The organism is Halomonas sp. BM-2019, assembly GCF_017584085.1.
Genome location: NZ_CP071922.1, coordinates 614,233 through 626,348, shown reverse-complemented (window position 1 = coordinate 626,348; position 12,116 = coordinate 614,233). Strand labels below are relative to the sequence as shown.

Sequence of the window (12,116 nt, the reverse complement as noted above, 5' to 3'; positions counted from 1 at the left end):
TGATGGACGGCACCTGGATGCAGATCCTGCGCGTGGCGATCACCGCCGCGGTGGGCATCTACCTGCTGGCTGCCGCCGTCCAGGGCTGGTTCCTCAACGGCGGCGTCAACCCGGTGCAGCGCGTGCTGCTGCTGGCCGCGGCGCTGTCGATGATCGCCGGCGGCTGGATGACCGACCTGATCGGCCTCGGGCTCGGTGGCCTGGTCTTCGCCTGGCAGGCTTCCGCGCTGAAGACCAAGCCCACGGCCTCGAGCTGACCGCGTGCGGCCCCGGGCCGGGGAGGCTCGACGCCCCGGCCCGAGGCCAGAGAACTGACAGGAGAGTGACCATGAGCAGTCAACGGTATGCCCCCTTCTTCCCGCTGGTCGCCGCCTGTGGCCTGCTGCTGGGCAACACCCTGGCCCAGGCCGACGAGCGGGCGGACTGGCCAACGGAGGTGCTGCTGGGCACCGCCTCGCTGGGCGGTACCTACCAGGTCTACGGTGACGGCCTGGTGACCCGCATCAGCGACGAGCTGGGCATCACGGCCGTGTCGCAGGCCACCGGAGGCCCCTACCACAACATGACCCTGGTCCACACTGGCGAAGCCGAGCTGGGCCTGGTCACCCTGGGCCCGGCCCAGGAGCTCTGGGAGGGCGAGGCGGAGTTCGCCCGCGGCGAGGCGATGCGCGACGTGCGGGCGCTGTTCCCCATGTACCAGACGCCGTTCCACGTGGTGGTCCTCGCCGGCTCGGGCATTGAGGGCATCGAGGACCTGAGCGGTCGACGCGTCGGCGTCGGCCCCATGGGCGGCACCTGTGCCGCCTACTGGCCACAGTTCCTGGGGGCGCTGGGCGTCGAGAACGTCCAGCTGCAGTATGCCGGCGCGAACCACCTGGCCGACTACCTCACCTCGCGGCTCAGCGACGCCTTCGCCTTCTGCGCCGGCCTGCCGATCAGCGCCTTCCAGCGCCTCGAGCGCAACCGCAACGTGCGCATGTTCGGCCTGACCGAGGAGCAGCAGGCCACCCTGCTGGAGACGTTCCCGGTCTCGGCCTTCGAGATCCCCGCCGACACCTACGCCGCCATGGACGCACCCCAGGCCTCGGTCTCCTTCTGGAACTTCGCCATCGGCCACAAGGATCTTCCGGAGGACTTCGTCTATGAGCTGATGAAGCTGGTGCTCGACCACCCCGAGGCCATGGAGGCGATCCACCCCGCCGCGGTGGAGACCCGGGCGGAGCACCTCGACAAGAACGCAGTGATCTGGTTCCACCCCGGGGCCGTGCGCTACTACGAGGAGCAGGGCCTCGAGGTGCCCAGCGCCATGCTGCCCCCCGAGATGCGCGCGGAGGAGGAAGCCGAGGAGACCGCCGACGCCACCGACGAGGAGACGACCGACTGACCCTTGCCGCGAGATCAGACGACCCGGGCCCCGCCAATTGGCGGGGCCCGGGTCGTTACGGCGAGCAGACGGCCTGGGCGAGGCCGGCGAAGAGAGGGAAGTAGCCGGACGGCACGCCCCCCTCCAGCAGGCGCTGGCAGAGCTGCGAGATCACCTCCTCGCCGAAGGCCGCGATGGCCTCGCTGTCATCGCCGTAGGCCTCGAGCTGCTTGCGGATCCAGCGCGGGATCTCCGCCCCGCAGGCGTCGGAGAAGCGCGCCAGCTTGGTGTAGTTGGTGATCGGCATGATGCCCGGCACGATGGGCGCCTCGACCCCCAGCGCTCGCGCCCGCTCGACGAAATGGAAGTAGGCGTCGGCGTTGAAGAAGTACTGGGTGATGGCAAGATTGGCGCCGGCCTTCACCTTGCGGGCGAAGTTCTCGAGATCTCGCTCGAAGCTGGGCGCCTGGGGATGCGACTCGGGATAGGCGGCCACGGCGATCTCGAAATGATCGCCGGTCTCCTCGCGGATGAACTCGACCAGCTCGTTGGCATAGCGCAGCTCGCCGATGCCGCCCATGCCCGAGGGCAGGTCGCCACGCAGTGCCACCAGGCTGTCGATGCCCTCCTCCCGGTAGCGGGCCAGCAGCTCCCGCAGCTGGCCCTTCTCGCTGCCGATGCAGGAGAGGTGCGGGGCGGTGGGGATCCCGCTCTCGCGCACCCGACGCACGGTGTTGAGGGTGCGGTCCTGGGTGGAGCCGCCGGCCCCGTAGGTCACCGAGAAGAAGCGCGGTTGGCGCGCCGCCAGGGCATCGCGCACGCCGAGGAGCTTCTCGCGGCCGGCCTCGGTGTTGGGCGGGAAGAACTCGAAACTGATCCCCAGCGGATGCTCGGTGGCACTCATGGTTGGCTCCTCGTCACCCGCCACGGGGCGGGTCTCTCTGCGTCATCGAATCGGCCTCCATTCTCGCCGATGGCCGCGGACGGCGACCAATGAAAGTTTCCCGGTGCCATCATGAGGGTTTTTCATGTTTGAGCCGCCCGCTGCCCACCAGCATGCCCAGGGTGATCAGCCCTGCCGCCAGGGCCAGCAGCGGCGTGGCCGTGGCATAACCCGTGGCGATCAGCACCAGGGTCGAGAGCAGCGGGGTGAAGTAGGCGAGCAACCCCAGCAAGCGCAGATCGCCATGCTTGACGCCCAGGTCCCAGGTGAAGAAGGCGCTGCCCACAGGTCCCAGGCCCAGGCCGATCACCCCCAGCCAGCCCAGGCCCTCGGGCCAGCGGGTCGGCTCGAAGAGCAGGTGGCAGAGCGCCGCCAACAGCGCCGTGACCAGGCAGAAGCCACCCACCGCCGCCGTGGGCACGCCGCGGGTGAGGCGCGACAGCACCGAATAGCCGCTCCACAGGAAGGCACAGGCCAGGGCCGCCCCGTAGCCCAGCAGGCTGCCCCCGGCATCCACATCGCCCCCCACCAGCAGCGCCGCCCCGGCGAAGCCCAGCAGGGCACCGATCACATGCACGGCCTTCAAGCGCTCGCCGGGCAGCAGCGCCACGAAGAGCACGATCAGCAGCGGCCACAGATAGCTGATCAGCCCAGCGTTGGCCGGCGGGGCATTCTGCTGGGCCACGAAGTAGAGGGCGTGATAGCCGAACAGCCCGCCCACCCCCAGCGCCCAGACCGCCGGCGTCTGGCGCAGCGGGGCGATCAGCGACTCGCCGCGCAGCAGCAACCAGGCGGCGAAGCAGAGAAAGGCAATCGAGAAGGCCAGGGCGGTGAGCAGGAAGGGAGGCACGGGCCCCGAGAGCTGCGTCAGCGCCGCCAGCAGGGCCCAGTTGAGCACGGTGGTGGCGCCGATGGCGGTGGCGCGGACGTTGGGAGAGGGTAGGCTGGTCGTGGTCATGGCATCAGGGGGCAACAGGCGATGGAGTGCCCAGCCTGCCAGCCAAAGCGCAGTCTGACTTGTCGAATCCTGACCTCCCGCGCCCCCTGACAACGGCCCCCCGAGCGGGCATGATAAGCCTCTTTACATGCGAATGTTGCGATAATGGAACTCGACCTCGGCGCCACCCTGCTGGGCCCCCTATGGATGCTGCTGGCCTTCGTCGGCCTGGGCTGGCTCTGTGCGCGGCACCTGTCCCTGGACCCACGGCCCATCGCCACCCTGCTGATCTATATCATCGCCCCACTGACCTTCTTTCGCGGCCTGACCCTGGGCGGGCCCACACCGGGCTACCTGCTGCTGACCCTGGGGCTCTTCCTGGTGGCCAGCCTGATCGCCATCGCGGTCAGGCAACTGGTGCGTCCCCTCGTCCCCGCCCAGGAGGCCGCCGTGCTGGCCTTCTCCGCCGGCACCGGCAATACCGGCTACTTCGGCTTGCCCATCGCCATGGTGCTGCTGCCGCCGGAGGGGGTGACCCTCTACCTCTTCTGCCTGCTGGGCATCACCCTCTACGAGTTCACGGTGGGCTACTACCTCAGCGCCCGGGGGCAGTTCTCGGTACGCCAGAGCCTGACCCGGATCCTGCGCCTGCCGCTGATCTACGCCTTCCTGGCCGCCCTGCTGGTCAGCGCTCTGGGGCTGCCGATACCCGCGGCGGTGATGGCGGGACTCGAGGTCTTTCCGCCGACCTACACCCTGCTGGGCATGATGATCATCGGCATGACGCTGGGCGGTGTGACGATCCGCGAGCTGGATGGGCGCTTCATCGGCGCCTGCGTGGCCATCCGCTACGGCCTCTGGCCGCTGCTCGCCGGCATCGCGGTGCTCGGCCTGCGGGCCGGCCTGGGGATCTCCACGGAGCTGGCCCTGGCGCTGCTGCTGGTCGGCGTGGTGCCAGTGGCCGCCAATGTGGTGGTGGTGGCGATGGAGCTCTCGATCCGCCCGGAGAAGGGTGCCATCGCCGTGCTGCTGACGACCCTGGCCGCGCCGCTGCTGATCCCCCTCTACCTGGCGGGGTTGGTGCGGCTTACCGGCCTGCAATGACGGTCGCGCCACTGGCGCGGGGAGCACCCATGGCGCGAGCGAAACACCCGAGAGAAGTGCGCCGCATCGCCGAAACCGCAGGCCAGGGCGATCTCGGTGAGACTGGCAAGCGACGCGCCCATCAGCGTCCGGGCCCGGGCCAGGCGCCGCGCCACCAGCCAGGCATGGGGTGACTGCCCGGTCAGCGCCCGGAACTGGCGGGCGAAGGCGGCCTCGGCCAGGTGGCAGCGCGCCGCCCAGTCGCGCACCCGCCAGGGCCGGGCCAGGTCGGCCTCGATCTCGGGCAGCAGCCGCAACAGCCGCAGCCGCGGTTCGTGCATGAACGGTGCCGCCTCGGCCAGCACCTCGCTCAGCCAACCCGCCAGCGCCGGGGCACCGGTGGCCCCGAGGTGCCGCCCCCGGGCCGCCAGGGTCGCCGGCAGCCGCCGTGGCCGACCCTCGAACAGCGCCTCCAGCTGCAGCGCCTCGCACCAGGCCACCGGCAGGTCCAGCACCAGGGTGGCGTTGTCGCGCGGCGCCAGGTAGTGGTGCTCGTCGCCCGCGCCGACGGGCGCCAGCACCCCCCGCTCGACCCGCACGCCTCGGCCGCCGACCTCGAGCTCCACGCACCCCTCCAGCCCCAGCAGGAGCTGGTGAAAGGCGTGGCGGTCGGTCAACACGCGATCGGAATAGGCGCGCGTCTCGATGATGGGTCGGGTCATGGGCAACCTCGGGTGATCGGTCGAACGCGAAAACGAGGGGGCCGCAGGGCGCCCCTCGCTTCAGTCTGACACAACTCGCAGCCATCAGCGTCACGCCGGGGGATGACGCCAGCTTGCAGCTCACCCGGGCACGGCTAGCCTGAAGAGAACCCCACAGGCGGAGGAGTCGAGCATGCGACGGCGATCCTTGCTGCTGGCGGCCTTGGCCGCCCTGCTGCTGGCCATCGCCCCGGCCCAGGCCCACCACGGCTGGACCGGCGGCGAGACCATCGAACTCACAGGCACCATCACCGCGGTGCGCCTCGGCAACCCCCACGGCGAGCTGACCCTGGACGTGGAGGGCGAGGCCTGGACGGTGGAGGTCGGTCAGCCCTGGCGCAATGCCCGTGCCGGTCTGGAGGAGGGCGATCTCGCCGAAGGAGTCGAGATCCGCGTCTCGGGCGAGCATTCCGGCGAACGGCTGCTCAAGGCCGAGCAGCTGTGGATCGGCGACAATCACTACGTACTCTATCCCGGACGCATCTGATCCCCCATGACGGCCCTGCTGGCCTGGCTGGCCGAGACGCCACTTGCCGACTGGGTGCGACTGTCGCGCTGGGGCTATGGGATCCTCAATGCGCTGCACGTGCTGGGCATCGCCCTGCTGGTCGGCGCCATCGTCGCCCTCGACCTGCGCCTGCTGGGCTGGCAGCACCGGCTGGCGCTGACCCCTCTGGCTCGACTGCTGCAGCCGGTGGCCATCACCGGGTTGCTGCTGGCGCTCGCCACCGGAGGCCTGCTTTTCCTCGCCGACCCACCGGGCTATGCGGCCATGCCGCTGTTCTGGCTCAAGCTGACGCTGATCGTCCTGGCCATCGCCAACGCCCTCGCCCTCAACCTGGGGCCAGGGCTGGCCAACGCCTCGCCCCGGCGGCTGCGCCTGGCCGGGGCACTGTCCCTGGCCTTGTGGGTTGCCGTCCTGGCCACCGGCCGCTTTCTGGCCTTCGTTTGACCCAGCGCCTCGCCTGAAGGCCGATCAGTAGCGGTAGCTGTCGGGCTTGTAGGGGCCGTCGGCGGGGACGCCGGTGTAGCGCACCTGGGCCTCGGTCAGGCGGGTGATCACCCCGCCGAAGCCCTCCACCATGTAGCGGGCCACCTCCTCGTCGAGCTGGCGCGGCAGCACCCTGACCCCGAGCGCCTCGCGCTGTGCGTCCTCGGAGAGCTCGGCGAAGCCCCCCTGGTAGAGGAGGATCTGCGCCAGCACCTGGTTGGCGAAGGAGCCATCCATCACCCGCGAGGGGTGGCCGGTGGCGTTGCCGAGGTTCACCAGCCGCCCCTCGGCGAGCAGGATCAGGTAGTCGCGGCTGTCGGGGGAAGTCGCCCGGGTCGCTGTCGCGGTAGACCTTGTGCACCTGGGACTTGACCTCCTCCCAGTGCCACTGGTGGCGCATGAAGGCGGTGTCGATCTCGCTGTCGAAGTGGCCGATGTTGCACACCACCGCCCCCGGCTTGAGGGCCTGCAGCATGGCCGCATCGCAAGCGTCGATATTGCCGGTGGCCGTGACCACCAGATCGATCTTCTGCAGCAGCGCCCGGTCGATGCTCTCGCTGCCCCGGTTGAGGCCCTCCCGGTAGGGCGACACCACCTCGAAGCCGTCCATGCAGGCCTGCATGGCGCAGATCGGGTCGACCTCCGCCACCTTGACGATCATCCCCTCCTGGCGCAGCGAGGCCGCCGAGCCCTTGCCCACGTCGCCGTAGCCCACCACCAGCGCCTGCTTGCCGGCCAGCAGGTGGTCGGTGGCGCGCTTGATGGCGTCACTGAGGGAGTGGCGGCAGCCGTACTTGTTGTCGTTCTTCGACTTGGTGACGGCGTCGTTGACGTTGATGGCGGGCACCCGCAGCAGGCCGTCGCGCAGCATCTCCTGCAGGCGGTGCACCCCGGTGGTGGTCTCCTCGGAGATGCCGTGGATGGCATCGAGCCGTGCGGGGTACTTGTCGTGCAAGAGGGCGGTAAGGTCGCCGCCGTCATCCAGCACCAGGTTGGGCGTCCAGCCGTCCGGGCCCGCCACCGTCTGCTCGATGCACCACCAGAACTCCGCCTCCGTCTCGCCCTTCCAGGCGAACACCGGGATCCCGGCGGCGGCGATGGCCGCAGCGGCATGGTCCTGGGTGGAGAAGATGTTGCACGACGACCAGCGCACGCTGGCCCCCAGGTCGATAAGCGTCTCGATCAGCACCGCGGTCTGGATGGTCATGTGGATGCAGCCGGCGATGCGCGCCCCCGCCAGCGGCTGCTCGTCGCGGTACTTGGCGCGGATCGCCATCAGCGCCGGCATCTCGGTCTCGGCGATGCGGATCTCGCGACGCCCCCACTCGGCCAGTGAAAGGTCGGCGACCTTGTGGTCCTGGGCGGGGGGAGCGGAAACGGCGGGCTGGGTCATGGATCACCTCTTCGCAGGAAACGGCGTGACCTTCACTATAGGCCGCAGCCGGCGACGCTGGCCAAGGAGAGGGCCAACTCCCCGAAAACGCACGACGCCCGGCCAAGGCCGGGCGTCGTGCTATCCGAGGTGGCGCCGGGACTTAGAGGCCGGCCGCGGCGCGCAGGGCGCTGGCGCGGTCGGTCTTCTCCCAGGGGAAGGCGATGAAGGTCTCGGTGTGCTCGAGACCCTGGGGGTCGGTCCAGGTGTAGGAGGTCTCGAAGGGCTCACGGCCGAAGTGGCCGTAGGCCGCGGTGAGCCGGTACATGGGGTGGAGCAGGTCGAGCATACGGGTGATGGCGTGGGGGCGCAGGTCGAAGTGCTCGCGCACCAGCTCGATGATGTGCGCGTCGTCGATCCTGCCGGTGCCGAAAGTGTTGATGGAGACCGAGGTGGGCTCGGCCACGCCGATGGCGTAGGAGACCTGGATCTCGCACTTCTCGGCCAGGCCCGCGGCGACGAGGTTCTTGGCCACGTAGCGCCCGGCGTAGGCGGCGCTGCGGTCCACCTTGGAGGGGTCCTTGCCGGAGAAGGCGCCGCCGCCGTGGCGGGCCATGCCGCCGTAGGTGTCGACGATGATCTTGCGCCCGGTGAGGCCGCAGTCGCCCACCGGGCCGCCGATCACGAACTTGCCGGTGGGGTTGATGTGGTACCGGGTGTTCTCGGAGAGCCACTCGGCGGGGATCACCTGCTCGATGATCTCGCGCTTGACCATCTTGCGCAGCTCATCCTGGTCGATGCCCGGGTCGTGCTGGGTGGAGAGCACCACGGCGTCCACGGCGCAGGGCCTGCCCTCGGCATCGTAGCGGAAGGTGACCTGGCTCTTGGCATCCGGGCGCAGCCAGGGCAGCAGGCCGTGCTTGCGCAGCTCCGCCTGGCGCTCGACGAGACGATGGGCGTAGTGGATCGGCGCCGGCATGAAGGAGTCGGTCTCGCTGGTGGCGTAGCCGAACATCAGCCCCTGGTCGCCGGCCCCCTGGTCCTCGGGCTGGCTGCGGTCGACCCCCTGGGCGATATCCAGGCTCTGCTTGCCGATCAGGTTGAGCACGCCGCAGGTCTCGCCGTCGAAGCCCACGTCCGAGGAGGTGTAGCCGATGCCGGTGATCACCTCGCGCACGATCGCCTCGAGGTCGACCCAGGCCGTGGTGCTGATCTCGCCGGCGACGATGGCCACGCCGGTCTTGACCAGGGTCTCGCAGGCCACCCGGGCCTGCTTGTCGCGGGCGATGATGGCATCGAGCACCGCATCGGAGATCTGGTCGGCGATCTTGTCGGGATGACCCTCGGAGACGGATTCGGAGGTAAACAGGGAGTATTCGCTCATGGCGTCCTCGACCGAGTGTGAAGCAGTCTTATCGGGGGCAGGAGTCTACACGCTGGGGCATGGCGAGGCATCCACGATTTGATGCGGGGCGTCAAGTCGGCGACAATATTGGGCCGAATTCCATTGTGCCGCGCCTGTCCCGCGGCGACCGAACCCAGCCAGATTGCATGCCCCGCGCTACGCCGGCGGTGGCCATCACCCTTATTTCTTCCGCAGGCGAGGAGCTACCCGATGCCGTCCCGATTCGAACTGGCCAATGCCATTCGCGCCCTCTCCATGGATGCCGTCCAGAAGGCCAAGTCCGGTCACCCCGGCGCGCCCATGGGCATGGCCGATATCGCCGAGGTGCTGTGGAACGACTACCTCAAGCACAATCCGGACGACCCCCAATGGGCCGATCGCGACCGCTTCGTGCTCTCCAACGGCCACGGCTCCATGCTGCTCTACTCGCTGCTGCACCTCACCGGCTACGAGCTGAGCCTCGAAGAGCTGCAGAATTTCCGCCAGCTGCATGCCAAGACCGCCGGCCACCCCGAATTCGGCTACGCCCCGGGCATCGAGACCACCACCGGCCCGCTGGGCCAGGGCCTGGCCAATGCCGTGGGCATGGCCATCGCCGAGAAGACCCTGGCGGCCCAGTTCAACCGCCCGGGCCATACCATCGTCGACCACACCACTTGGTGCTTCGTCGGCGACGGCTGCCTGATGGAGGGCATCTCCCATGAGGTCGCCTCGCTGGCCGGCACCCAGCAGCTCGGCAAGCTGATCACCTTCTACGACGACAACGGCATCTCCATCGACGGCGAGGTCGAGGGCTGGTTCACCGACGACACCGCCAAGCGCTTCGAGGCCTACGGCTGGCACGTGGTGCCCAACGTCGACGGCCACAAGCCCGAGGAGATCAAGGCCGCCATCGAGCTGGCCCGCAGCCATGACGACAAGCCGAGCCTGATCATCTGCAAGACCGTCATCGGCTTCGGCGCCCCCAACAAGCAGGGCAAGGAGGAGTGCCACGGCGCCCCGCTGGGCGAGGAGGAGGTCGCCGCGGCGCGTCAGCGGCTCGACTGGCCCCACGCTCCCTTCCATATCCCCGAGCCGATCTACCAGGGCTGGGATGCCCGCGAGCCGGGCCGCACCGCCCAGGCCGAGTGGCAGGCGCGCTTCGAGCGCTACCGCGCCGACCACCCCGAGCTGGCCCGCGAGTTCCAGCGCCGCATGCAGGGCAAGCTGCCCATCGAGCTCACCAGCGAGGCGCTGGTCGAGCAGGCCCAGCAGGCCGGCGAGACCATCGCCTCCCGCAAGGCGTCGCTCAACTGCCTCAACGCGCTGGGCCCCCAGCTGCCCGAGCTGCTCGGCGGCAGCGCCGACCTGGCCCCCTCCAATCTGACCTTCTGGAACGGCGCGAAGGCGATCACGCCGGGCTCTTCCAACAACCCCGCTGAGGGCTCTTCCACAACCCCCGCTGAGGGCTCTCCGGACGGCAACTACCTCCACTACGGGGTGCGCGAGTTCGGCATGGGGGCGATCATGAACGGCATCGCCCTGCACGGTGGCTTCATTGTCTACGGCGCCACCTTCCTGATCTTCATGGAGTACATGCGCAACGCCGTGCGCATGGCGGCGCTGATGGGCAAGCGCGCCATCTACGTCTTCACCCACGACTCCATCGGCCTGGGCGAGGACGGCCCCACCCACCAGCCCATCGAGCAGCTCACTGCCCTGCGCACCACCCCCAACCTCGCCACCTGGCGCCCCTGCGACGCCGTGGAGACCGCCGCCGCCTGGGATGCCGCCCTGAAGCGCCACTCCGGCCCCACCGCCCTGGTGCTGTCGCGCCAGAACCTGCCCCACCAGCCGCGCACCCAGCAGCAGCTGGCCAATATCCAGCGCGGCGGCTACGTCCTGAAAGGGAGCGTGCTCAAGGAGTGCGACGGGACCCCCGAGCTGATCCTGATCGCCACCGGTTCCGAGGTGGCGCTGGCCATGGAGGCGGCGGGCGCGCTTGAGCAGGAGGGCCACGCCGTGCGGGTAGTCTCCATGCCCTCCACCGACCACTTCGATAGCCAGGACGCCGAGTACCGCGAGAGCGTGCTGCCCCGGGCGGTGACCAAGCGCCTCGCCATCGAGGCGGGCCATGCCGACTACTGGACCAAGTACGTGGGCCTGGCGGGCCAGGTGATCGGCATGACCACCTACGGCGAGTCCGGCAAGGCAGAAGACCTCTTCGAGCACTTCGGCCTTACCGTGGCGAAGGTGGTGAAGCAGGCTGAGGCGCTGCTCGCGGCAGCAAGGGAGTGAGCTTCCCCAAGGACGCGCTGAATTTCGGGCTCAAGGCCGTGCCGGCCGGCACGCTCTCCAACCTGGAGAACCTGGCCTAACCGGGTCGGCCGTTCGGCGACACCGCGGGCGAACGGACGGAGTCGCGAATGACCAGCTCCGGCTCGACCCGAATCTGCTCGATGATGGGAGCCTTGGTGGCAATGGCCGTGGTCAGGAGCCGGGTCGCCTCGTCGCAGAGGCGCTCGACCCCCTGGCCCACGGTGGTCAGCGCCGGGGCGAACAGGCGGGCGAGTTCGATGTCGTCGTAGCCGATGATCGAGAGCGCCTCGGGCACCCGCAGCCCCTCCCGGCGCGCCTGGCTCATCGCCCCCAGGGCCGAGAGGTCGTTGAAGGCGAACAGGGCGGTGGGGCGCGTCGTCCCCCGGCACAGCCGGCGGATCGCGGCCTCGCCACCTTCGGCCTCCAGGTTGCCGGCACAGACCCAATCGGGGTTGAAGGCGAGGCCGGCGTCTTCCAGTGCGCGCCGGAAGCCCCGATAGCGCTGACGGGACTGGAAGTGCCCCTCGGGCCCGGTGATGCAGCCGATGGACCGGTGCCCCTGGGCGATCAGGTGGGCGGTGGCCAGGTAGCCCCCCTGCTCGGAGTCATCGGTGACACTCGCCAGCCCCGGGGCTTCCATATCCATCAAGACGATCGGGAAGGAACAGGACGCCAGCAGCTCCAGATAGGCCTCGGAGACCGCGGATTCGAGGATCAGCAGGCCGTCGATGCGCTTGCCCTTCAGGGTGTGGATATAGCTGCGCTGCTTGTCGATGTCCCGGCCCGAGTTGCAGAGCATCAGGTTGAAGCCGGCTTCGTAGAGCCGAGACTCGACCCCGGCGACGACTTCCGCGAAATAGGGGTTGGTGGAACTGGTCACGATCATCCCGATGGTATGAGTCACGTTCTTCTTCAGTGACTGCGCCGAGGTGCTCGGCGTGTAGTCGAGCCGTTCGATCGCCG

10 protein-coding genes and 2 pseudogenes are annotated in these 12,116 nt (G+C 69.3%); 6 read left to right on the top strand and 6 right to left on the bottom strand.

What is annotated here, in order from left to right; all coding sequences use genetic code 11:
- Both J5F18_RS03195 and J5F18_RS03190 read left to right on the top strand, forming a co-directional pair.
- Positions 1-257: pseudogene (locus J5F18_RS03195) on the top strand (TRAP transporter permease); the annotation flags it as partial.
- A gap of 71 nt (positions 258-328) precedes the next feature.
- Positions 329-1,384, top strand: coding sequence for a TAXI family TRAP transporter solute-binding subunit (locus tag J5F18_RS03190; RefSeq protein WP_346300902.1), 1,056 nt, complete (start codon positions 329-331; stop codon positions 1,382-1,384).
- Positions 1,385-1,439: 55 nt separating this feature from the next.
- Here J5F18_RS03190 and metF read toward each other — a convergent pair whose 3' ends face one another.
- Both metF and J5F18_RS03180 read right to left on the bottom strand, forming a co-directional pair.
- Entirely contained in the window at positions 1,440-2,267 is an 828-nt protein-coding gene (metF, locus tag J5F18_RS03185) for a methylenetetrahydrofolate reductase [NAD(P)H] (RefSeq protein WP_346300901.1), read from the bottom strand.
- A gap of 109 nt (positions 2,268-2,376) precedes the next feature.
- The gene (locus tag J5F18_RS03180) at positions 2,377-3,264 is read right to left on the bottom strand and encodes an EamA family transporter (protein WP_346300900.1); all 888 of its coding nucleotides are present in this window, start codon (positions 3,262-3,264) and stop codon (positions 2,377-2,379) included.
- Between the two features lie 144 nt (positions 3,265-3,408).
- Between J5F18_RS03180 and J5F18_RS03175 the strand changes: the two genes are divergently transcribed.
- Complete coding sequence (locus tag J5F18_RS03175) at positions 3,409-4,347, top strand: AEC family transporter (RefSeq protein ID WP_346300899.1); 939 nt, start codon at positions 3,409-3,411, stop codon at positions 4,345-4,347.
- Here the strand turns inward: J5F18_RS03175 and J5F18_RS03170 are convergent.
- Positions 4,308-5,048 carry an AraC family transcriptional regulator gene (locus J5F18_RS03170; protein WP_346300898.1) on the bottom strand — a complete coding sequence of 247 codons (741 nt, stop codon included), beginning with the start codon at positions 5,046-5,048 and terminating at the stop codon, positions 4,308-4,310. The genes J5F18_RS03175 and J5F18_RS03170 overlap by 40 nt on opposite strands.
- Positions 5,049-5,220: 172 nt before the next feature.
- Between J5F18_RS03170 and J5F18_RS03165 the strand changes: the two genes are divergently transcribed.
- Both J5F18_RS03165 and J5F18_RS03160 read left to right on the top strand, forming a co-directional pair.
- Entirely contained in the window at positions 5,221-5,574 is a 354-nt protein-coding gene (locus J5F18_RS03165; protein ID WP_346300897.1) for a DUF6152 family protein, read from the top strand.
- A 6-nt stretch (positions 5,575-5,580) separates the two neighbouring features.
- The gene (locus J5F18_RS03160; protein ID WP_346300896.1) at positions 5,581-6,039 is read left to right on the top strand and encodes a hypothetical protein; all 459 of its coding nucleotides are present in this window, start codon (positions 5,581-5,583) and stop codon (positions 6,037-6,039) included.
- A gap of 24 nt (positions 6,040-6,063) precedes the next feature.
- On the opposite strand, the pseudogene ahcY reads toward J5F18_RS03160, so the two are convergent.
- Both ahcY and metK read right to left on the bottom strand, forming a co-directional pair.
- Positions 6,064-7,471, bottom strand: a pseudogene (gene ahcY / locus J5F18_RS03155) (adenosylhomocysteinase).
- A 142-nt stretch (positions 7,472-7,613) separates the two neighbouring features.
- Positions 7,614-8,834 carry a methionine adenosyltransferase gene (gene metK / locus J5F18_RS03150; protein ID WP_346300895.1) on the bottom strand — a complete coding sequence of 407 codons (1,221 nt, stop codon included), beginning with the start codon at positions 8,832-8,834 and terminating at the stop codon, positions 7,614-7,616.
- Positions 8,835-9,065: 231 nt separating this feature from the next.
- Here metK and tkt point away from each other — a divergent pair, with 231 nt between their 5' ends.
- Entirely contained in the window at positions 9,066-11,132 is a 2,067-nt protein-coding gene (tkt, locus tag J5F18_RS03145; protein WP_346300894.1) for a transketolase, read from the top strand.
- Positions 11,133-11,208: 76 nt separating this feature from the next.
- Here the strand turns inward: tkt and J5F18_RS03140 are convergent.
- Positions 11,209-12,116: substrate-binding domain-containing protein (locus J5F18_RS03140; protein ID WP_346300893.1), on the bottom strand; the 908-nt coding region annotated here is incomplete at its 5' end.